Genomic DNA, 20,743 nt, shown 5'->3' on the forward strand with positions numbered 1-20,743 from the left:
GACGGTTCGGATGCGACGGGACGAAGGCGCTCACCACCGTTTCGGCGTCGTCGAGGCGACACCGGCGGGCCGTACCGGGGCGACGGGTGCGGGTCGCGCGGGCAGCAACGGCGCCTCGGAACCGCCGGACAGCGGCGCGCCCACGGCGGTCCTCATCCCGGGCGGGACACCACGCGTGACCGGGAACCTCCCGGCGAGGGGCCGGGCCCCGTGTGCCGGTCGCCGAGGTTCGGGGACGGACGTCGAAGGACCCGGGCGACGAACCGGATCGCGGCCGGTCAGTCCTGCTCGCGTCCCAGTACGTACAGGTGCGGAAGGTTGACGACGATCGCCTCCTGGGTGCTGCGGGCGATGACCACCACGGCCTCCTCGGCGGGGTCCGGGTTCTCCTCGCGGTGGGGCACGAACGGGGGGACGAAGATGTAGTCGCCGGGTGAGGTGCGCAGTCGTACCTCTTCCGGGGTGCCGCCGGATTCGTCGAGGAAGACGAACTCGGGGTGTCCGCTCACCACATGGATGGCGGTCTCGGACTCGCCGTGGTGATGGTCCGAGGACGCGGTCGAAGGGGCGACGTGCGTCTGCCCCATCCACAGCTTCTCGGAGCCCACCGTCGTGCCGCTGACGGCGGCGAACCTGCGCATGCCTCCGCTCTGGGCGGTGTCACCGTCGAGTTCGTCGGCGCGGATGTGGTGCAGCCGGGCGCGGAGGGGCGTTGCCGAATGGCCGGCACTGTCACCGAGATGAGGGTGGAATCCTTGGCCGGGGGTGGTCAGCGGCTCGCTCATGAGTCGGACGCTAGAGCCGTCCCGAAAAGGATGTCAAGAGGTGTCCATTGCGCTTCACCTGCGGCAATGTTCCCGCAATGTAGGAGGAGAGGGGAAGGAAGCCCTGGCTGCGGCCCGCTCTTCAGGCATCATGTGCGCATGCATATCTCCGCGAAGGCGGACTACGCCACGCGGGCCCTGTTGGAGCTCGCCCGCGAACCCGACCGCCCCCTGACATGCGAGGCCATCGCCTCCTCGCAGCAGATCCCGTTCCGCTTCCTCAAGTCCGTGGTGGGCGAGCTGCGCAAGGCCGGTCTGGTGCGCAGCCAGCGCGGCTGCGAGGGCGGGTACTGGCTCGGCCGGCCCGCCGACCAGATCACCCTGCTCGATGTCGCGCACGCCGTGGACGGCGAGTTGATCACCCTGCGGGGCGAGCCGCTCGACGGGCTCGACTATCCCGGTCCCGCCTCCGGCCTGCCCGGACTGTGGCGCCGTATCGAGGCGGATGCCGCCGCCGTCCTGGGTGGGACCACGCTGACCACGCTGCTGCCCGAGAAGGTGGGCGGGCAGCTGGACCGGAAGGGAGCCGCGTGACGGGCGAGGCAGGTCGTGCGCCGGTCGAGGTGGTGGAGTACACCGACCCGCTGTGCCCCTGGGCCTGGGGGTCGGAGCCCGTCTTCCGCGGGCTGCGTGCCGCACTGGCCGGCCGGGTCCGCTGGCGTCGCGTGTACTGCATCCTCTTCGACCACGACGACGATCCGGCACCCGACCCGGCGGCCGAGACCGCCTGGTACTCCCGCTACGTCGAGGACATCGGCGGGCACACCCGGGCGCCGAGGGCGTTCAGGCTCAGCCGGGTGGCGGCGAGTTCGTGGCCCGTCTCCCTGGTCGCCAAGGCCGCCGAGGCACAGGGCCCCGAGGTGGCCGACCGGGTGCTGCGCCGGCTGCGCGAGAGCGTCTTCGTCCTGGGCGAGCCCGCGGACACGCCCGCGCTCGCGTCGGCGGCGGCGCGGGGCGTGCCGGGACTGGACCACGAGCGGCTGGTGGCCGACGCGGCCTCGGCAGCCGTACTCCACCGGGTGCGCGCCGACCACGCCGAGGCACGTCGGCCGGTCCGCGAGGTGCTGTCCGTGCCGGGCGGGTCCTCCCCGCATCCCGGCGCCGCGAAGGAGACGCCCGACGGCGGGCACCGGTACGCGCTGCCGACGCTGCTCTTCCGCTCGCCCGCCGGTACCCGTGCGGTGCCCGGCTGGCGGGCCTACGCGGAGTACACGGCGGCGGTCGACGCCTTGGAGCCGGGGCTGTCGGCGGCCCCCGTGCCACTGGAGCCGGCGGTGGCGCTCGCGCGCTACCGCAGCCTCACCGAGCCGGAGCGCGGGCTGCTCACGCGGGGTGCGTGGCCCCCCGCGGACGCCGTCCGGGTGGAGACGGCGGGCGGTCCCCTGTGGCTGCACCCCGACGAGGCCCGCACGCACCCGGCCACCGGGCGCGGCGCTCCCGCCGCCCCCTGACAGGGCTCTGATCAGCACTCAGAGGTCGTCCCGCCGAATGAGACACCTTTTGGTGTCCATTGACAGGCCCTGACGGCTGACCCCAGGATGTGCAGCATGCTTACGACGCACCCCGGTGTGGTGTGCCGCTACGTGGACCTGCGGCGCACCTGTAGCGCTCTCTGTCGCTGACCGCACCCCGCCGCCCACGATCCACAGGCGCCTGACCGCTCGAGCCGGCACCGGCCCCCCGCCGTTCGTCCGCGCAGGGCCCGTCATCTCGCGCCGTCTCCTCCGGGCCTCCTCGCCCGCCTTCCTCACCCATCCCGGCTCTCCCCCGCGACTGCGCCGACGCCTCGCGGCCCGAGTTCGGCATGCCCCTGCGCGCACCGCGGCGCACCGGCCTGCCCGCTCCGGCGCCCAGCGACGTCCGAAGCCGCGGCACCCCGCCCTGGTTCCCGAGCCCCCAGCCCCGACACGGCCGGAGCCATCGAAGAAAGAATTGAGATGTTCGGACGAATCACGCCGCGCCGCCCCAGACTGAACCTCCCCTCCTCACGCCGAGGCCGGCTCCGCGCCGCCGCCCTGGGGACCGCACTCACCACCGTGCTCGTCCCGGCACTCAGCGCCTGCGGCGGCGACTCCGCGTCGGCGAGCGGCAACGCCACTCTGAAGTGGACCTCCTCCTACTTCCCCACCCACTGGGACCCGGTGGTCGGCGGCAGCGGTGCCCAGTTCCGCGAACTCGCCCTGGTGTACGCCTCCTTGACCCGCACCGACGAGAGCGGCAAGGCCGTGCCCGACCTGGCCAAGAGCTGGGAGTACAACGCGAAGGGCGACCGGATCACCTTCCATCTGCGCCCGGGACTCAAGTTCAGCGACGGGGAGCCGGTCGACGCCGCCGCCGTGAAGGCCGCCATCGAACGCGCCAAGACCCAGAAGAACTCGGCGCTCTTCGGCGACCTGACCTCCATCGAGTCGGTGACCGCCAAGGGGCTCGACGCGGTCGTCCAGCTCAGTCAGGTCGACTACCAGATCCCCCAGTTGCTCGGGGAGCGCGTCCTCCAGATCACCAGCCCCAAGGCGGCGAAGTCCCCGGAGAAGCTGGACCAGAACCCGGTCGGCGCGGGCCCGTTCGTCGTCACCCAGATCGTGCCGGGCACCAAGGCGGTCCTGAAGAAGAACCCCGACTACTGGGACGCCGAGAACATCCACATCGACAACGTCGAACTGACCTCGGCCCCCGACGCGTCCACGGTGGTCTCCGGTCTCCAGACCGGCGTCTACAACTTCGCCGACATCCGCCCCAGTCAGGCGGACGCCGCCAAGAAGGCCGGCCTGGACGTCTTCGTCCAGCCCGGGTTCAACGCCTCCAACATCAGCCTCAACATCAACAAGGCACCGTTCGACAACGACAAGGTCGTCGACGCGGTCCGCCACGCGATCAACCGTCAGGAGTTCGTCGACAAGCTGACGTTCGGCTACGGCGAGGTGACCGACCAGCCCTTCCCCAAGGGATACGTGGCCTACGACCCCGAATCGACGGACACCTACGCCTACGACCCCGCGAAGTCGAAGAAGCTGCTCACCGAGGCGGGATACAAGTCCGGTGAGATCAAGCTGAACCTGGTCATCCCGGCGGACGACCCCCAGGCGGAGATCGTCCAGTCGCAGCTGGCGAAGGTCGGCATCACCGTCACCATCAAGATCGACAAGAACTGGTCGACGCCCTTCTTCGCCAAGGACCTGACGTTCTCGCTGTACGGCACCACCGGGCGGGACTCGGCGGTGCAGACCCTGACCGCGCACTTCGGCCCCAACGGCCCGCTCAACCTCAGCTCGCCCTACGAGCCGGCCGGCTTCGAGGCGGCCGTCGCCAAGGTCCGCCAGACCCCGCTGGACTCGCCCGACTACACCAAGGTCCTCCAGGCCGCGACCCGGGCCGGTCTCCAGAGCAAGGCGCTGGTCTTCACGTACGCCCAGCCCAACCTGATCGCCAAGAGCAAGTCCATCTCCGATCTGCCGAAGAACCCGGCCCACATCGACTGGACCGGCGTGACCATCGGCGGCAGCTGACACTCCGTCCACCACTGAGAGGGGGCACCCCATGACGACGACGGAGGCTCAGGCCACACCCGACGTCCGTCGCACGGTCGCCGCGGCCGGAACGCGGCACACACTCGGCCGCGTCCTGGCCACCCTCGCCCGGTCGGTCGCGATCTTCGTGCCGGTCTTCCTGGTCGCGACGTTCGTGACGTTCGCGCTGCGCTCGCTCAGCGGGCTCAGCCCGGCGCGGATCCAGCTGGGCGAGGACGCGACACCCGAGGCGATCGCCAGGGTCGAGGCACAGTGGGGCCTGGACCGGCCCTTCCTGGTGCAGTACGGCGACTGGTTCAACGGCGTCCTGCACGGACAGCTCGGGACGAGCTGGACCAACGGCGCCGACATCTCCACCCTGATCGGCCTCGGGCTCGGCGTGAGCCTGTCGGTGGCGACCTTCGCGCTGCTGATCGGCGTGGTCGTGGGTTTCGCCCTCGGCACGGTCGCGGCCCTGCGCCGCACGACCTGGATCGACCGCGCCATCACCGGCTTCGTCACGGCGATCTCGGTGATGCCGGCCTTCGTCGTCGGGATCGTGCTGGTCGCTGTCTTCGCGGTCGGACTGAAGCTGTTCCCCTCCGCCGGGTACGTCCCGGCGGAGCAGGGGCTGGGGCCGTGGCTCGCCCACATCACCCTGCCCGCCGTCGCGTTGAGCTTCGACGTCGTCGCCGACGTCGCCCGCCAACTGCGCTCCAGTCTCGTCGCGGCCTACCGCGAGAACTACGTGACGGGCGCCGTCGTCAGGGGTCTCGGCCCACGCCGGGTCTTCTTCGGCCACGTGCTGCGCAACGGTCTCGGGCCGGCCCTCGCAACCCTGGGCCTGAAGTTCCCCTCCCTCGTCGGAGCCTCCGTCGTCACGGAGTGGATCTTCGGCCTCCAGGGGTTCGGCCGGTTCGCCAACGACGCCGCGCAGGCGGGCGACGTACCGGCCGTGCAAGGGGTCCTCGTCGTCTCGATCGTCCTGGTCGTGGTGTTCAACCTGTTCGTCAACCTGGTGCTGGCGCGAGTGACGCCCGCATCGCAACGGGGGGTGTGACCGTGGTACGCCGTGTACTGGCCCTGCCGTCCGGGCGGATCGCCGTGGCCGTTCTGGCCGTGATCGCCGTCCTCGCCGCGCTCGGCCCGCTGCTGGCTCCCCAGGATCCGCTGGCGACCAGCGACAACACCCTCGCCGCCGCTTCCGGCGCGCACTGGCTGGGGACCGACTACCTGGGCCGGGACGTGCTGAGCCGACTCCTCGACGGTTCCCGTGTCAGCGTGCTCGGCTCGCTGGAGGTCGCGCTCACGGCCCTGGTGGTCGGGGTGGTCCCCGGCATCCTGTCGGTCTACCTGGGCCGGGCCTTCGAATGGATCACCCTCAGGCTCGCCGACACCCTGGTCGCCCTGCCCTTCCTGCTGTTCGCCGTCGCCGTCGTCGCCCTGCTGGGCAACGGCATCACCCAGGCGATGCTCGTCACCGGGGTGCTGGTCTCCCCGCTGTTCTACCGGGTCTCCCGCGCCGCGACGCTGGCCGTGGCCCGCTCGCAGTACGTGGAGGCCGCGATCATCTCCGGGGCCTCCCTCGGCCGGGTCGTGCGCCGCCACGTCTGGGTCAAGGTGCTGCCGCCCATCGCGGTCGCCCTCGCCCAGACCGTCGGCGTCGGCTTCGTGATCGTGTCGAGCCTGACGTTCCTCGGCATCGGCGTACAGCCACCCGCTCCCACCTGGGGCGGCCTGCTCGCCTCGGACCTCGGCTACCTCAGCCACCGCCCGTGGGCGCCGCTCACACCGGCCCTGCTGATCGTGGTCACGGTCTGGGCCTGCAACCTGCTCGCCGACGCCATCCGCGACGTCTCCGGCGAAGCGGGCCGCGCGCTGCTCAACAACCGCAGGGCCCGCGCCAACCGGCTCGACAAGACCGACCCCGCTCCCGCCGGAGGTGCGTGATGAACACGCTGTCCGAGAAGCTCCAGGCTCCCGCCGAACACACCGCGAAGCGGGCCCGGCCGACCGCGTCCGTGCTGTCGGTGCGCGACGTGCGCATCAGCGACCGGGCCGCCGGACGGGAGATCGTCCACGGGGTGAGCTTCGACCTCACCCCCGGCAGGACGGTGGGCATCGTCGGCGAGTCCGGCAGCGGAAAGACGCTCACCTGCCGGGCCGCCCTGGGCATCCTGCCCGCCCACTTCGAGGTGACCGGCGGTTCGATCGAACTCGACGGCCACGACATCACCGGCTTCTCCCCCGCCGAGTGGACCTCCCTGCGCGGCTCGACGATCAGCGCGGTCTTCCAGGACCCGGCCTCCTACCTCAACCCCTCGATCCGCGTGGGCGCGCAGGTGGCCGAGGTGATCCGGGTCAAGAAGAAGGTCAAGCGGCGCGAGGCCCGCCGGCAGACCATCGAGCTGCTGCGCGCGGTGCACCTGCGGGAGCCGGAGCTGGTGTACGGCCAGTACACCTACGAGCTGTCCGGCGGCATGCTCCAGCGGGTGCTCATCGCCGCGGCGATCGCCGCCGGCCCGCGCGTCCTGATCGCCGACGAGGCCACCACCGCGCTCGACGTCACCGTCCAGGCGGAGATCCTCGATCTGCTGGCCGACCTGCGCGAACGCACCGGTCTGGCCCTCGTGGTGGTCTCCCACGACCTGGCCGTCGTCGCCCAGCTGTGCGACGAGGTCCTCGTCCTGCGGCAGGGCGAGGTGGTCGAGCAGGGCCCGACCCACGAGGTCCTGCACCACCCCCGCCACGAGTACACCCGGCTCCTGATCGCCGAGCACGAGCAGTACGGACTGGACAAGTTCCTGACCCCCGAGGAGGACGCGTGAGCACCGATCCGAACCGGGAGTCCGCCGCCCCGGTCCTGACGGTCGAGGGCCTGGAAGTCCACTACGGACCGCGCCGCCGACGTCGCCGCGTCCTGCACGACGTCTCGCTGAGCATCGCTCCGGGCGAGACGGTCGGCGTCATCGGCGAGACCGGCTCGGGCAAGTCCACGCTCGCCCGGACCGTGCTCGGCCTGGTACGCGCCTCGGCCGGTTCGATCGTCGTCGGCGGTGAGGAGGTCAGCGCGTACGGTCCCCGCCAGTGGCGCGCGCTGCGCCGCCGGGGCGTGGTCCAGTACGTCTTCCAGGACCCCCTGCGCAGTCTCGACCCGGATCTCACCGTCGAGGACTCGCTCGCCGAGCCGCTCCTCGTGCAGGGCGTCTCCCGCGCCGAGGCGGCCGGCCGGGTGCGGGCCTTCCTCTCCCGGGTCCACCTGACCGAGGACCTGCTCGACCGGCTGCCCGGCGAGCTGTCCGGCGGGCAGCGCCAGCGCGTCGCGGTGGCGCGGGCCCTGGTCACCGAACCGCGGCTGCTGATCCTGGACGAGCCGGTCAGCGCCCTGGACTCCGCCAACCGGGTCCAGGTCCTGGAGATCCTCAAGGAACTCCGCGCGGACGGGGTGGCCCTCGTCTTCATCTCCCACGACCTCGGCTCCGTGGCCGGGGTCGCCGACCGCATCGCGGTGCTGTACCAGGGCGAGCTGGTCGAGGTCGGCGCCGCCGGGGACGTCATCAACACGCCGCGGCATCCCTACACACGCCTGCTCGTCAGGTCCGCGCCCACCCTGCACAGCGCGTCGGCCGACCGGGCCGAACGCGAAGCGCTGCGCGCCCTGTTGCACGCCTGAGCCCACGACAGACAGGAACGAAGTCATGTCCCGCACGATCCACCTCGCCCTCCATCCCTACGGCGTCGGCGGCCCGGGCCAGCACGGCCTGTGGAAGGACCCGCGCGTCGCGAAGAACGCCAGCATCGACATCGACTACTACATCCGGTTGGCGCAGGCGGCCGAACACGCCCTGTTCGACGCCCTGTTCATCGTGGACAGCCAGTTCATCAACGCGACCTACCCGGCGCACTACCTCAACCGCCTGGAGCCGCTGACCCTGCTGTCCGCGGTCGCCACCCACACCCGGCACATCGGCCTGGTGGGCACCGCGAGCTCGACGTACAACTCGCCCTTCAACCTCGCCCGCCGGTTCTCCTCGCTCGACCACATCAGCGGCGGCCGCGCCGGCTGGAACGTCGTCACCAGTTTCGACACCGGCACCTCCCGCAACTACGGCCTCGACGAACACCTCGACTACACCACCCGCTACGGCCGCGCCCTGGAGTTCGTCCAGGTCGCCCGCGGGCTGTGGGACTCCTACGAGGACGACGCCTTCCCCGCCGACGTCGAGCGGGGCGTCTTCCTGGACCCGGCCAAGCTGCACGAACTCGACCACGCGGGCGAGCACTTCAAGGTGGCCGGACCGCTCAACCTCTCCCGCTCCCCGCAGGGCCAGCCGGTGATCTTCCAGGCCGGGGTGTCCGAGGAGGGCCGTGATCTCGCCGCCCGGGTCGCCGAGGGCATCTACGCGCCCGGCGGCACCCTGGAGCAGGCGCGGGAGTACTACGCCGACATCAAGAAGCGCACCGCCTCCTACGGCCGCGACCCCGACCACATCAAGATCTTCATCCACGGCGGCCCGGTCGTCGCCGCCACCGACGAGGCGGCCCGCCGCCGTGAGCGGGAGATCTTCGAGGAGGACAACGACTTCGACCGGAACCTCGCTCTGCTGGGCCGCGCCTTCGGGGCGTACGACTTCAGCGTGCACGACCTGGACGCGCCCTTCCCTGATGTCGCGCACCTCGCCGAGAAGGGCGGCCGCACCGGCGCGGCCAAGCTCATCGAGCGGGCCCGCACGGAGGGTCTGACGTTGCGTCAAGTGGCGGAGTCTGTCAACCAGTTCCGTCAGTCGCCGTTCGTCGGCGATCCGCGCACCGTCGCCGACACCATCGAGCGCTGGTTCGACGCCGGAACCTTCGACGGCATCAACCTCGCCTTCCGCACCGAGGAGGAGCTGCACCTCTTCGTCGACGGGGTGGTGCCGATCCTTCAGAAGCGCGGCCTGTTCCGCACCGAGTACGCGGCCGACACCCTGCGCGGCAACCTCGGACTGCCCGTCCCGGCCAACCGGCACGCCCGCGAGCCGCAGCTCGTGCAGGACTGAGGGCGCCGCCATGAGCGAACTGTCGGTCACGGGAGGCCGTGACGTGCACACCGTCCACTTCCCCGACGCCACTCCCCCGTCGACGGTCGACGTCCTGATCGTCGGCGCCGGCCCGGTGGGCCTGGCGGCGGCCGTCGAGCTGACCTCGCGCGGGGTGCGGGCCGCCGTGGTCGAACGGGCCCGTACCGCCACCCTGGTGCGAGCGGGCGCGATGGGCCACACCCCACGGGTGGTGGAGCATCTGCGCCGCTGGCGACTGCTCCAGCGCGTCCGCGACGCCTGGACCTACCCGCCCGAGTGGAACCAGGGCACCCGACTGGTCACTTCCCTGGCCGGTCATGAACTCGTGGCCGCTCCCCGTCCGTCCTTCGGCGACCGGGGCGGCCGGCCCGGCCACTCTTCGGACGAGGCACTGCGCCGTCCGCAGACCGTGTTCCAGCAGGTGTTCCTGGACCACCTGGCGGAGCAGGGCGTCACCGTCGCCGGCGGCTGGGAACTGACGGACCTGCGCCAGGACGCCGACGGGGTCCGCACCGAGGTCGTGGACACCGCCTCGGGCGAGCGACGTGTCATCCGGGCCGCCTACGTCCTGGGCACCGACGGCGGTAAAAGCACCACCCGCAGGCTGGCCGGTGTCGGCCGCGAAGGCGAGCACGCCACCGACAAACAGCTGCGGCTCGTCGTGCGCACCGGTGACCTCTCCGACCGGCTCGGGCCGGCCCCGAGCGCGACCAACATCGTCGTCAACGCCGGGGCTTCGGGCTTCCTCGCCGCCGTCAGCACCCGCGAGTGGCGGGTGTACGCCGGCCCGTATCCCCTGGACCACGAGCCCTGTGAGGACGAACTGCTGGCGGTGGCCCGGGCCGCGTTCGGATTCGACGTCGACCTGGAACTGGTGTCGGCGACGACCTTCTACCACGCCACCCGGATCGCCGAGACGTTCCGCCGCGGCCGGGTCCTGCTCGCCGGTGACGCCGCCCATGTGCGTACCCCCGGCGGCAATCTGGGCGAGGGCATCGGCGATGTCGTCAACCTCGGCTGGAAGCTGGCCGCTGTCCTCGCCGGTCACGCCCCGCAGTCCCTGCTGGACTCCTACGACCAGGAGCGGCGCCCGCACAACTGGCGCGTCGCCGACCACTCGCTGGCCCGGTCGCGCCGTACCCGGGCCACCCTGGCGGAGATCCGCCGCGGCGGCATTCCCGACGACGCCGATCTCGGCGCCGAGGCCGTGCGACGCCGGGCCGAGATCGGAGAACGCCTGCGCCAGGACCGCTTCGGCTCCGACGGTGTCGCCTTCGACGAGCGGTACGACGCCTCCACCGTCGTCTGGTACGAACCCGGCCGGCCCGCCGCCGAACCGCCGTGGCGTGCCGACGTCTACGAGGACGACCCGCGCCCGGGCCACCGCGCGCCGGACGGCCCCGTCGACCCGAACGGCGGGACGCTCCACGACCGGCTCGGCACCTCCTTCGGCCTGCTCGTCCTCACCGAGGACCGGACGGTCGAGCGGGCCTTCGCCGCGGAGGCGGCCGCCCGTTCGCTGCCCTTCACCGTCGTCCACCTCTCCGACCGCTCGGCACGCGCCGTCTACGGCACCGACAACGTCCTGATCCGCCCCGACCAGCACGTCGTGTGGCGCGGTGAGCGGCTGCCCGGGGGCGGTGCCGGCGCGGTCCTCGACCGGGTGCTGGGCGTGGCCGCCGCCGCGACGCCCGGCAGCACCGACGCGTTCGTCCCGGACGCCGTGGGCACCACGGCCTGACAACGAAAGGCCATCCCCATGACGAGCGAGAGACCTCGCCTCCGGCTGGGCTTCCTCACCCATGTCCAGGGCCGCGACGGCGACTTCGCCCGCACCTACCGCAACGCCCAGGAACTGTTCACCGTCGCCGACGAACTCGGCTTCGACATCGGCTGGGTCGCCCAGCACCACGTCCCGCTCGGCGGCGGTGGACTGTCCTCCCCGTGGACCTTCCTCGCCCACGCGGCGGCTCGCACCACCCGCATCCGGCTCGGCACCGCGGTCACCGTCCTCCCGCTGGAGAACCCCGTCCGACTGGCCGAGGACATCGCCACCGTCGACACCCTCAGCGGCGGGCGGGTCGAGATCGGTGTGGGCAGCGGGTCGAGCGATCTGGAGTACGCCGCCTTCGGGCAGGACGTCGCCCTCAAGCGCGAACTGACCAGCCGGAACCTGGACGTCCTGCGCGAGGCCCTGGCGGGCCGGGAGGTGGGTGCGCCCGGATTCCGGATCCAGCCCGAGCCGGGCGACTTCACCGACCGGGTGTGGCAGGGCGTGTTCAGCGCGCCGGGCGCCGTGTACGCAGCGGAGCATGGTTCGAACCTGCTGCTCAACCGGGCGGCGTACGGCTTCGACGCTCCCACCGACGAGGTGCAGCGCCCCTGGGCCGATGCCTTCCTCGCCGCCTGGGACGGACCGCGCCGCCCGCGCGTCGGCCTCTCCCGTTTCGTGTTCCCGGCCCAGGACCGGCGCACCGCGCTGCGCCACATCGGTGACGACGTCCACCGCGCGGCACTGCGCATGGCGGAGCACGGGGCGTTCCCCGAGGGCCTGGACGCGGACGAGGCGCTGCGTCGCTTCCACTGCTTCTACGGCCACCCCGACGAGATCGTCGAGGCGTTGCGGCAGGAGAGGGTCCTGCCCGTCGCGACGGATCTGATCGCCCAGTTCAACCCCGCAGTCCCCGACCACGACGCGACCGTCCGCGCGCTCGAACTCATCGCGACCGAAGTGGCCCCCGCGCTGGGCTGGACGCCCGCGCGCCGGGCCGAACCCGCATCCGCAGGAGTGTGACATGACCCAGTACAGCGACTATCACGGCCCCGAAGGCCTGCGCGTCCGCGGCACCGTCGTCGTCGTTCCCGGCCGGGGAGAGACCCGCGCGACCTACGCCCGCCTCGGCAGGCGACTCGCCGCGGACGCCTACCGCGTGCGGGTGATCGACGCCCCGGACCTCTCCGCCCAGGACGTGGACGCCTCGTCGGACGGCTTCGCCGCCCAGGTCGCCGACGCCGTCGAGGGCACCGTGTCCGAGGGCGACGTGGTCCGGCCCGTCGTGCTCGTCGGGGCCGACTCGGGTGCCGCCGCGGTCGCCGCGCTCCTCGGCCGCACGGGGGAACCGGCCGCCCGGCGACCCGACGCCCTCGTGCTCGCCGGCCTGCCCGGGCGGACCGCGGGCCCCGTCGAGAGCTGGGACGACGAACTCGCCATCCGTACCTCCTGCCCCGCCCACCGGGGTGTGCTCACGCAGGATCCGCAGGTACGGAGGGGCGCGCTCGACGACACCGTGCCGGAGGCCCTGCTCGCCTCCCTCGACGACGGCGCCGTCGACGTCCCGGTGCTGCTCCTCGTCGGGGACGCCGACCCCCTCGCCGACCACGAGGCACTGGCGCGCACGGCGAAGTCGCTGCCCCACGCCCGTCTTTCGGTCGTGCACGGCGCCCATCACGACGTCCTCAACGACCTCCAGCACCGTTCGGCGGCGGCCGAGGTCGTCTCGTTCCTCGAAACGCTCCGCAACGAACTGCGCCCGCTGATCACGGTGCGGTCGAGCGCGTGGTGAGCGACCGCCCGACGAGTCCGCCCAGTTCGCACGTCTGAACCTCATTCCCGGAAGGTCCCGCATGGCTGCCATCCTGTCCGTCTCCGGAAGCCCCTCCCCCACCTCCCGCACCACCCGGCTGCTGCGCCACCTGGACGACCGACTGCGGCGGCAGGGGCACGAGGTGATCCCGCTGGACGTACGCACCCTGCCCCCCGAGGCGCTGCTCGGCGCGGACTTCGGCCATCCGGCGATCGTCGCCGCCACGGAGCTGTTCGCGGGGGCGCAGGGGGTGGTGATCGGCACGCCCGTGTACAAGGCCGCCTACTCGGGCCTGTTGAAGTCGCTGCTCGACCTGCTCCCGCAGTACGCGCTGACCGGCAAGACCGTGCTGCCGCTGGCCACCGGCGGGAGCACGGCCCACGTCCTGGCCATCGACTACGCCCTGCGTCCGGTCCTCAGCTCCATGGGCGCGGCACACATCGTGCCCGGCTGGTTCACGCTCGACCGGGACATCGCCGACATCGCCACGGAGGTCGGCGTGTCACCCGTCGCGCCCGCCGCCGCGGCGGCGCTGGAGCAGGTCACCGACCAGTTCTCCGCCGCGCTGGGCGGACGCACGGACGTCCTCGCCGCCACGGGATGAGGCGCGCCGGCCCGCCGCGCGGCGGGCCCGGCTCAGGGGCTCCCGTGCACGTCGGCGACCACTCCGTGGTGGTTTCCGTGGTCAGCACGGAGGCGGTCCGTACCCCCGGCGGGAGAGGGTGTGACCACAGCGACCGGGCCGGACAGAACGCACCGGACCGGTCGTGGCCCACGCCTTGACCACGGGAGCGACCATGACCAGCACCGAAAGCGGCACGTACGAGGGATTCACGGCCGAGGAGCGGGCCGCGATGAAGGAGCACGCCGAGGGGCAGAAGAAGGCAGCGCGCCGCGGCTCGCGCGCGGACAAGGCGGCGGAGGCCGAGCGGGACGTACTCGCGAAGATCGCCGAGATGCAGGACTCCGACCGGATCCTGGCCGAGCGCGTCCATGCCCTCGTCCTGGCCAACGCCCCGGCCCTCGCGCCGAAGCTCTGGTACGGGATGCCCGCCTACGCACTGGACGGCAAGGTCGTCTGCTTCTTCCAGAGCGCGGCGAAGTTCACGTCGCGCTACGCGACGCTCGGGTTCAGCGACCCGGCGAAGCTGGACGAAGGCGACATGTGGGCGACCGCTTTCGCCCTGACCGAGGCGACGGACGAAGTGGAGGCGTGGATCGCGGCACTGGTGAAGCGCGCGGTGAGCTGACGCGCACCGGCCGGTGAACGGGCGGGCCTGCGGGGGTGGGAGCGGCTCCGCTCCCACCCCGCCCCACCGCTCGCACGGCTGGACGCGCAGGTGAAGCGGCCGGCGGCCCACCGGACGCCAGGCGAAGCGGCCACCGGACGCCTCGCGAAGCGGCCACCCGACGCCACCTGAAGCGGCTACCGGACGGCCATGGGTGCGAAGCCCAGCTCGGCCAGCGCGGCCGCGCCGGTGGCGGCATGTTCGCCCCCGGCGAGCAGCAGCGTGCGCGCTGACTGGTAGGGGCAGCCGGCCGCGTCGAAAGCCGCGGCAGCGGCGAGTTGCCGCGACAGGTCGCCGTCGAGCAGGGCTTCGGCGCGGTCCACCTGGGCGGTGGCGACCGGATTGCCGGCGACCACGGTCCGGGCCGCGTCGATCCGGGACCGGGCGCCCGGGTGCCCGGCGAGCACCGCGCTCTCCGCCCGGAGCGCCACGTACCAGTGGAGCCAGACCCAGGACACCCACTTCCACACCTGATCCGGCTCCGGCGCCACCCGCTCCGACGCGGCGTCCGCGTCGCCGTCGTGGAGGAGCACCATCGCGTCGAACACCGCACCGTAGCCGTGGCGGTGCTCCGGTGCGTTGCCCGCCTGGTCGACGATCGCGCGCCAGGTGTCCCGGCCGTCGTGGTCACCGCGCAGGCCGTGCACCATGGCGACCGAGGCCGCGGCCGGGCCGAGCGAGAACGAGCGCTGGCGGCCGCTCTGCTCCCACGCGTCGAGGAACCGCACACTGCCGGTGCGCACCCCGTCGACATGGCCGGCGAACGCGTCCGCGACCAGCAGCCAGGACGTGGCATGGTGCCCCACCTCGGCCAACAGCGGGTGGTCGGCGAGTTGTCCGCCCCACCGCCGGGCCTCGGGCAGCCGGCCCACGCCGACGGCGGTTCCGGCGGCCATGGCGAGGGCGTCCATGAGTTCGTGCGCACCGGCCGGGGTACGCGGTACCGGATCCAGCACGTCGATCCGGCGCCGGGCGGCGGCTGCCGCGGCGAAGGCCTCACCGGTCCAGCTCCTGGCCCCGGAGAGCGCGTCGAGGGCGGCCGACTCCGCCACCGGATCGCCCGCGCGCCGGGCGAGGCCGACAGCACGCTCGGCGCGTACGACCGTCTCCTCCACCGTGTTGACCACATCGCCCTGGACGGCGCCGAACGCGTCCGCGACCACCGCCGCCTCGGCCAGCGCGATGGCCGCCTCGGCAGCCGGGGCATCGCCGGCCAGTTCCTGCGCCGCCGCGAGCAGGGCGGTCACCTCTCCCCTGGCGGGAATCCGCGTGAACGTGCTGGAGAAGCGGTACGCGATGGTGGCGGCCGCCGCCAGTTCGCGGCCCGCACCGGCGGCGTTCCCGGCCCGGTGCGCCGCGTCCGCGGCGGCGCGGTGCAGCCGGAACATGTCGTCACCGAGCCTGCGGCACCCGGCCACCGCGGCGGCCTGTCGCAGCGCCGCCGCGCCGGCTGCGTCGTCGGAGAGTCCGGCCGCCTGCTCGTACCGCTGCTGGGACTCGCCGAGCAGGTTGCGGAAGAAGGCCAGCTCGGCCAGGGAGAGGGCGAGCCGGTGCGCGTCCGCGCGCCGCTCCGGCCGGTCGGCGGCCCAGGTGAGGGCGGCCCGCAGGTCGTCCGCCACGGCCTCGAACCGGGCGCGCCAGTCCGCGCCCGACGCTCCCGCGAGGGCACTGGCGCCGGTCAGGCACCAGTCCACGTGACGGGACCGGACACGGGTGAGTTCGTCGGCGTCGGCGAGCCGCTCCGTCCCGTACTGACGGATGGTCTCCAGCGCGTGGTAGCGGGTACCGGCGGCTGACGATGTCACGGCGAGCAGGCTCTGCTCGGCCAGCCTGCCGAGCCCGTCCACCACCGCGGCCGGATCCAGCGGGTTGAATCCGGCGACCTCGGCGGCCGCCTCGGCGGTGAACGGCGCGACGAACACCGAAACCCGGCGCAGCAGCGCCTGGCTCTGGGGGTCCAGCAGGTCGTGGCTCCAGTCCAACACCGCTCGCACCGACCGGTGTCGGTCGTCGGCGCGTGGTCCGCCGGTGAGGATCCGCAGCTGATCGGAGAGGCCCGCCGTGAGACCGTCCGGCCCGAGCGTGGACCACCGCGCCGCCGCCAGCTCGATCGCCAACGCCATGCCGCCGAGCCGCTCGCAGATGGTCACGACCGCCTCGTTCGCCGCCGGATGCGGTGGCCGGCCGGCCACCGACGCCCGGTCCATGAACAGGGCCACGGCCTCCGACTCGTCACCGCCGGCCCGCGACAGCGGCGGGACCGGGAAGACCCGCTCGAACGGCACCATCAGCCGGGCCCGGCTGGTCACCAGCACCCGCAACCGCGGACAGGCCGCCAACAGCCGCTCCAGGAACGGCGCCACCGCGACGCTCACCCGCTCGCAGTTGTCCAGCACCAGCAGCGTCCGTCGATCCGCCAGCGCGGCCGACAACGCGTCGTCGATGCCTCGCCCGGGTTGCTCGCCCACCCCCACGGCCGCCGCGACCGCCGCGCCCACCCGACCCGGTTCGGTGACCGGGACCAGGTCGACGAACCACACCCCGTCGGCGAAGTCGTCGGCGACGTCCGCCGCCACCGCCAGCGCGAGGCGCGTCTTGCCCACCCCACCGGGGCCGACCACGGTCACCAACTGGTGCGCCTTCACCGCCTCGGCCAGCTCCCCGCGCTCCCCGGCCCGGCCGATGAACGCCGTCAACTGCGCAGGCAGGGCAGGGGCCTTGGGCGACGGCTCGGCGTGGGCGAACTCCGCCGCGTGCCGGGCGAGCGCCCGCCGATCCGGCAGCAGCAGCTTGCGCAGCAGCGACGAGACATGCGACTCGACGGTACGTACGGAGATGACCAACCGCGCGGCGATCTCCGCGTTGCTGAGGTGCTCCCCCAGCAGCGCGAGCACCTGGGCTTCCCGGGCAGATATCTCTGAACTGGTGGTCACCGCCTCATTATCCGTGGCGATCTCCGTGGTCGGCACGGAGGCGGCCGACGCCGGGGCCGGGAGAGTCTGGGTCCACGGCGATCGGCCGGGCAGGACGGCGGCCGATCGCGACCCACGACGGACTTCCGGAGGACCGATGCACACCGAACCCCGCTCCCGAGCCGAGCGTCGTCACGACACCGAGCACCGGCTCACCCACGATGTCGACGTCTGGGTGGCCACGTCCTCGGCGGACGGCGCACCCTACCTGGTGCCGCTGTCCTTCGACTGGGACGGCCGGGCGCTGTTGGCGGCCACCCCGACGAACAGCCCCACCGGCAGGAACCTGGCCACCACCCGCGTCGCCCGGCTGGCACTCGGCTCCACCCGCGACGTGACCATGATCGAGGGCGCCGTCGACGTCCTCGCCCTCGATGCGCTGCCGCGGGAGCGAGGCGACCGGTTCGCCCGACGCACCGGTTTCGATCCCCGTGAAACGGCCGCGTCGTACAGCTGGTTCCGGATCACCCCGCGCCGCGTCCAGGCCTGGCGCGAGGAGAACGAACTGTCCGACCGCGAGCTGATGCGCGACGGGCGGTGGCTGATCTGACGCAGGGCCGACTCCCTCCGGGTCGACCGCAGCCGGTCGAAGGCCGGATCCCCTCGGCGGTGTGGGCTTCGGCGGCGCGTGCGGTGCGGTGCGGTGCGGTGTCCCGAACTCGCGGGCGCCACAAGGGGTGAGGTGGTGATATTGGGTATGTATCAGGTTATGGGAGTTCACCTCATCACAGGGGCCGGTTCGGGCATCGGAGCGGCGGTGGCGGCGCTGTTCACCGCGCGGGGACAGGAGTTGTGGCTGCTGGCACGGGACGAGGCACGGGCGAGAGAACTGCGCGCCCGTTTCCCGCGGAGCCGGACCCTGGTGGCCGACCTGTCCGTACCGGGTGCGATACGAGCCCGGCTGGAGGCGCAGGCGCTGCCCGCGCGGCTGGACTCGCTGCTGCATGTGGCCGGGGTGGTGGAGTCGGGCCGGGTGGGCGAGTTGAGCGCGGAGGTCTGGCAGGACACGCTGGCCGTGAACCTGATCGCCCCCGCGGAGCTGACGGGGTTGCTGCTGCCCGCGCTGCGCGAGGGCCGGGGACACGTCGTCTTCGTGAACTCGGGCGCGGGAGTGCACGCACCTCCACGGCTGAGCGCCTACGCGGCGTCCAAGTTCGGCCTGAAGGCGCTGGCCGAGTCCCTGAGGGCGGAGGAGTACGCGCACGGCGTCCGGGTCACCACCGTGTATCCCGGGGAGACGGACACGCCGATGCAGGTCCGGTTGCACGAGCAGTTCGGGCTCCCCTACGCGCCGGAGGCCCACATGAGTGCGGCGTCCGTGGCCGCCGCCGTCGTCACGGCGCTGGACCTGCCACGGGACGCGACGATGAGCGACCTGATGCTGCGTCCGGGATGCTGAGTCCCGCCCCTGCGCTGCCGCCTCGGGGGTGGTCGCCACAGGCGTGGTTGTCACGGGCGTGGTCGTCACGGGGGCGGCCGTCACGGGCGTAGTCGTCACAGAGGCGGCTGTCCCAGAGACGACCGTCACGGGCATGGTCGTCACGGGCGTGGTCGTCACGGGCGTGGTCGTCACGGGCGTGGTCGTCACGGGGATGGTCGTCTCAGGGGCAGTCGTCGTGGGGGCGGCTGTTCCTGTCGTAGTCGTCCCTGTTGTAGCCGTCCCTGTCGTAGTCGTCCCCGGTGTGGCCGGCCCCGCTGTGGTCGGCCGTGCCGGCTCGCCAGTGGCCCATCAGGTCGGCGTAGAGGGGGACTTCGGCCAGCAGGGTCCGGTGCGTGCCGACGCGTGGACGGCCTCCGTCCAGCAGCAGCACCTGGTGCGCGCGGTGGGCCGAGGTCATGCGGTGCGCGATGGTGACCACGGTTCCGGGCCGGCGGCGGAACGCCTGCTCCACCTGCCGCTCGGCCGCCGCGTCGAGGTGCCCGGTGGCCTCGTCGAGGACGACCAGCCGGGCGGCGGAGAGGAAGGCCCGTGCCAGGGCCACGAGTTCACGTTCGCCGGAGGAGAGTCCGGCCGGATCGACCCGGCCGTCGGCTCCGCCCAGCCGCTCCATCAGAGCGGACATCCCCAGTTCCTGCACTGCCTCGGCGAGGACGCTGTCGGGGGTGTCGGGGGCGAGGTAGCAGAGGTTCTCGCGCAGGGTGCCCGCGAAGACGTAGGGGGTCTGCGGCAGCAGGACCCGGGCGTCTGCCAGGTCGCGCAGGGCGACCCGGTCGAGGGGCACACCACCGAGGACGACCTGCCCGCGGTGCGGCGACAGCATGCCGGTCAGCACGTCGGCCAGCGTGGACTTCCCGATGCCGGAGGGGCCGACGACGACGAGGTGGTCGCCGTCGGCAAGGGTCAGGTCGAGCCCGCCGAGCACGGGTTCGGCCGCGGGACCGTAGGCGAAGACGATCCCCGACAGGGCGGCCGAGCCGTCCGCGGGCCGCAGGGCGGGACGGGGGTCCGGGCGGGGATCCGGGTGGCGCGCGGCCTCGGCGAGCCGCTCCGCCGCCACGGCCAGACGCAGCCAGGAGGCGCCGAGCCCCTGTACCAGCAGCCGGATCGCCGGCTCCAGGGTGGCCAGCACGTAGGCGAGCACGCCCACGATCTCGCCGGCGGTCATCCCGTGGGCGAGCAGGCTCGGCGCGGCGAGGACGATGAGCAGCAGGGGGCCGTGCGCGCCCAGTGCCACGATCAGGCGTCGCAGCGCGGACACGGAGGCGAGGGCTGTCGAGGTGCGCAGGTGGCGGCGCACCGCGTCGAGGGCCTCGCGTTGCGCGTGCTCGTCGGCTCCGCAGGCGACGATGTCGCGGATCGCCGTGACGGTCTCGACCGTACGGCCCGCCAGTGCCTCCTCGGCATCGAACGCCTCGCGTTGCCTGCGGACGGTCGCGGGCGCCAGTACGGCGAAGAGGCCGAGCGCCACGAGGAGCGGTGCGGCGACGAGGGGGACCGCGGCCGGGGCGACCACGGCGGTTCCGGTGACGACGGCGGCGACCGTCAGGACGAACTGCCACAGGAGCATGAGCTGGCCGGCGAGGGCGTCCCGGACGGCCTCGACCTGCCGGGTGAGCCGGGCGACGGCGACGGCGGCGCAGTCGTCCCGCCCGGCCCCCGGTGTCACCGCGCGGTGCAGGGTGCCCGTGACGACGTCGCGCAGCAGCCGGTCCCGCAGCGGCTCGACGATCTCGGCCAGCCAGGGGTAGGTCTGCCGGCTCGCCCAGGCGCCGCCGAGGGTGCAGAGGGCGAACAGGCCCAGTCCGAGAGCCGCCGTGCGGGGCCGGTCCATCAGGAAGCCCTGGTCGACGGCGAGGGCGAGGGCCTTGCCCGAGACGAGGGCGGGCGCGGCGGAGAGCAGTGTCCACCAGGTCAGCCGGAGGGCGGCGGCGCGGTTGTCCGCGAGGCTGTCGCGGATCAGGCGCAGGGCCGCGCCGTTGGCCGCGGTGAGGGTGCGGGAGGCCCGGTGCGGGGCCGGGCGGAGCGGGCGGGCGGCGGGCGCCGCCAGGGGGTGTCCCATGGGTGTCG

General features: G+C 73.0%; 18 protein-coding genes. 15 read left to right on the forward strand and 3 right to left on the reverse strand.

Features of this window, described 5'->3' with window-relative positions; genetic code table 11:
• Positions 1-278 precede the first annotated feature (278 nt).
• Positions 279-785 carry a cupin domain-containing protein gene (locus ABT070_RS24575; RefSeq protein ID WP_351763993.1) on the reverse strand — a complete coding sequence of 169 codons (507 nt, stop codon included), beginning with the start codon at positions 783-785 and terminating at the stop codon, positions 279-281.
• 138 nt (positions 786-923) lie between these two features.
• On the opposite strand from ABT070_RS24575, the gene ABT070_RS24580 reads away from it, so the two are divergent.
• The 13 genes from ABT070_RS24580 (at position 924) to ABT070_RS24640 (ending at position 14,224) form a co-directional block, all read left to right on the forward strand.
• Positions 924-1,358 (forward strand): RrF2 family transcriptional regulator, encoded by a 435-nt coding sequence (locus tag ABT070_RS24580; RefSeq protein WP_351763994.1) that lies wholly within the window; start codon positions 924-926, stop codon positions 1,356-1,358.
• The gene (locus ABT070_RS24585; RefSeq protein WP_351763995.1) at positions 1,355-2,275 is read left to right on the forward strand and encodes a DsbA family oxidoreductase; all 921 of its coding nucleotides are present in this window, start codon (positions 1,355-1,357) and stop codon (positions 2,273-2,275) included. The genes ABT070_RS24580 and ABT070_RS24585 overlap by 4 nt, the downstream gene beginning before the upstream one ends.
• 486 nt (positions 2,276-2,761) lie before the next feature.
• A complete protein-coding gene (locus tag ABT070_RS24590) occupies positions 2,762-4,330 on the forward strand; it encodes an ABC transporter substrate-binding protein (protein ID WP_351763996.1) in 1,569 nt (522 codons plus the stop codon).
• Positions 4,331-4,361: 31 nt separating this feature from the next.
• A complete protein-coding gene (locus tag ABT070_RS24595; RefSeq protein WP_351763997.1) occupies positions 4,362-5,390 on the forward strand; it encodes an ABC transporter permease in 1,029 nt (342 codons plus the stop codon).
• 2 nt (positions 5,391-5,392) lie between these two features.
• A complete protein-coding gene (locus ABT070_RS24600) occupies positions 5,393-6,280 on the forward strand; it encodes an ABC transporter permease (RefSeq protein WP_351763998.1) in 888 nt (295 codons plus the stop codon).
• Positions 6,280-7,158 (forward strand): ABC transporter ATP-binding protein, encoded by an 879-nt coding sequence (locus ABT070_RS24605; protein WP_351763999.1) that lies wholly within the window; start codon positions 6,280-6,282, stop codon positions 7,156-7,158. Before ABT070_RS24600 ends, ABT070_RS24605 begins: the two co-directional genes overlap by 1 nt.
• Entirely contained in the window at positions 7,155-8,003 is an 849-nt protein-coding gene (locus tag ABT070_RS24610) for an ABC transporter ATP-binding protein (protein WP_351764000.1), read from the forward strand. The genes ABT070_RS24605 and ABT070_RS24610 overlap by 4 nt, the downstream gene beginning before the upstream one ends.
• Positions 8,004-8,028: 25 nt before the next feature.
• Entirely contained in the window at positions 8,029-9,369 is a 1,341-nt protein-coding gene (locus tag ABT070_RS24615; RefSeq protein ID WP_351764001.1) for an LLM class flavin-dependent oxidoreductase, read from the forward strand.
• A 10-nt stretch (positions 9,370-9,379) separates the two neighbouring features.
• On the forward strand, positions 9,380-11,131 hold the full coding sequence (locus ABT070_RS24620) for an FAD-dependent monooxygenase (RefSeq protein ID WP_351764002.1): 1,752 nt from the start codon (positions 9,380-9,382) through the stop codon (positions 11,129-11,131).
• A gap of 18 nt (positions 11,132-11,149) precedes the next feature.
• Positions 11,150-12,184, forward strand: coding sequence for an LLM class flavin-dependent oxidoreductase (locus tag ABT070_RS24625; protein ID WP_351764003.1), 1,035 nt, complete (start codon positions 11,150-11,152; stop codon positions 12,182-12,184).
• Between the two features lies 1 nt (position 12,185).
• The gene (locus ABT070_RS24630; RefSeq protein WP_351764004.1) at positions 12,186-12,953 is read left to right on the forward strand and encodes an alpha/beta hydrolase; all 768 of its coding nucleotides are present in this window, start codon (positions 12,186-12,188) and stop codon (positions 12,951-12,953) included.
• A 61-nt stretch (positions 12,954-13,014) separates the two neighbouring features.
• Entirely contained in the window at positions 13,015-13,578 is a 564-nt protein-coding gene (gene ssuE / locus ABT070_RS24635) for an NADPH-dependent FMN reductase (protein WP_351764005.1), read from the forward strand.
• Between the two features lie 193 nt (positions 13,579-13,771).
• Positions 13,772-14,224: an iron chaperone gene (locus ABT070_RS24640; protein WP_351764006.1), complete on the forward strand. Its 453-nt coding sequence runs from the start codon at positions 13,772-13,774 to the stop codon at positions 14,222-14,224.
• 176 nt (positions 14,225-14,400) lie between these two features.
• Here ABT070_RS24640 and ABT070_RS24645 read toward each other — a convergent pair whose 3' ends face one another.
• Positions 14,401-17,196: an ATP-binding protein gene (locus ABT070_RS24645; protein ID WP_351764007.1), complete on the reverse strand. Its 2,796-nt coding sequence runs from the start codon at positions 17,194-17,196 to the stop codon at positions 14,401-14,403.
• A gap of 136 nt (positions 17,197-17,332) precedes the next feature.
• Between ABT070_RS24645 and ABT070_RS24650 the strand changes: the two genes are divergently transcribed.
• Positions 17,333-17,785, forward strand: a complete 453-nt coding sequence (locus tag ABT070_RS24650; protein ID WP_351764008.1) for a pyridoxamine 5'-phosphate oxidase family protein — start codon at positions 17,333-17,335, stop codon at positions 17,783-17,785.
• Between the two features lie 159 nt (positions 17,786-17,944).
• Complete coding sequence (locus ABT070_RS24655) at positions 17,945-18,634, forward strand: SDR family oxidoreductase (RefSeq protein ID WP_351764009.1); 690 nt, start codon at positions 17,945-17,947, stop codon at positions 18,632-18,634.
• Between the two features lie 202 nt (positions 18,635-18,836).
• Here ABT070_RS24655 and ABT070_RS24660 read toward each other — a convergent pair whose 3' ends face one another.
• Positions 18,837-20,735: an ATP-binding cassette domain-containing protein gene (locus tag ABT070_RS24660; RefSeq protein WP_351764010.1), complete on the reverse strand. Its 1,899-nt coding sequence runs from the start codon at positions 20,733-20,735 to the stop codon at positions 18,837-18,839.
• Positions 20,736-20,743: the final 8 nt, after the last annotated feature.

The sequence above is a fragment of the Streptomyces sp. NPDC002884 genome, assembly GCF_040295245.1.
Lineage (GTDB): Bacteria > Actinomycetota > Actinomycetes > Streptomycetales > Streptomycetaceae > Streptomyces.

Excerpts from the sequence above, each read along its gene's own strand:
- ABT070_RS24575 (WP_351763993.1), bottom strand. The coding sequence starts at position 785 with ATGAGCGAGCCGCTGACCACCCCCGGCCAAGGATTCCACCCTCATCTC.
- ABT070_RS24580 (WP_351763994.1), top strand. The coding sequence starts at position 924 with ATGCATATCTCCGCGAAGGCGGACTACGCCACGCGGGCCCTGTTGGAG.
- ABT070_RS24590 (WP_351763996.1), top strand. The coding sequence starts at position 2,762 with ATGTTCGGACGAATCACGCCGCGCCGCCCCAGACTGAACCTCCCCTCC.
- ABT070_RS24595 (WP_351763997.1), top strand. The coding sequence starts at position 4,362 with ATGACGACGACGGAGGCTCAGGCCACACCCGACGTCCGTCGCACGGTC.
- ABT070_RS24605 (WP_351763999.1), top strand. The coding sequence starts at position 6,280 with ATGAACACGCTGTCCGAGAAGCTCCAGGCTCCCGCCGAACACACCGCG.
- ABT070_RS24615 (WP_351764001.1), top strand. The coding sequence starts at position 8,029 with ATGTCCCGCACGATCCACCTCGCCCTCCATCCCTACGGCGTCGGCGGC.
- ABT070_RS24620 (WP_351764002.1), top strand. The coding sequence starts at position 9,380 with ATGAGCGAACTGTCGGTCACGGGAGGCCGTGACGTGCACACCGTCCAC.
- ABT070_RS24625 (WP_351764003.1), top strand. The coding sequence starts at position 11,150 with ATGACGAGCGAGAGACCTCGCCTCCGGCTGGGCTTCCTCACCCATGTC.
- ABT070_RS24630 (WP_351764004.1), top strand. The coding sequence starts at position 12,186 with ATGACCCAGTACAGCGACTATCACGGCCCCGAAGGCCTGCGCGTCCGC.
- ssuE (WP_351764005.1), top strand. The coding sequence starts at position 13,015 with ATGGCTGCCATCCTGTCCGTCTCCGGAAGCCCCTCCCCCACCTCCCGC.
- ABT070_RS24640 (WP_351764006.1), top strand. The coding sequence starts at position 13,772 with ATGACCAGCACCGAAAGCGGCACGTACGAGGGATTCACGGCCGAGGAG.
- ABT070_RS24650 (WP_351764008.1), top strand. The coding sequence starts at position 17,333 with ATGCACACCGAACCCCGCTCCCGAGCCGAGCGTCGTCACGACACCGAG.
- ABT070_RS24655 (WP_351764009.1), top strand. The coding sequence starts at position 17,945 with ATGGGAGTTCACCTCATCACAGGGGCCGGTTCGGGCATCGGAGCGGCG.
- ABT070_RS24660 (WP_351764010.1), bottom strand. The coding sequence starts at position 20,735 with ATGGGACACCCCCTGGCGGCGCCCGCCGCCCGCCCGCTCCGCCCGGCC.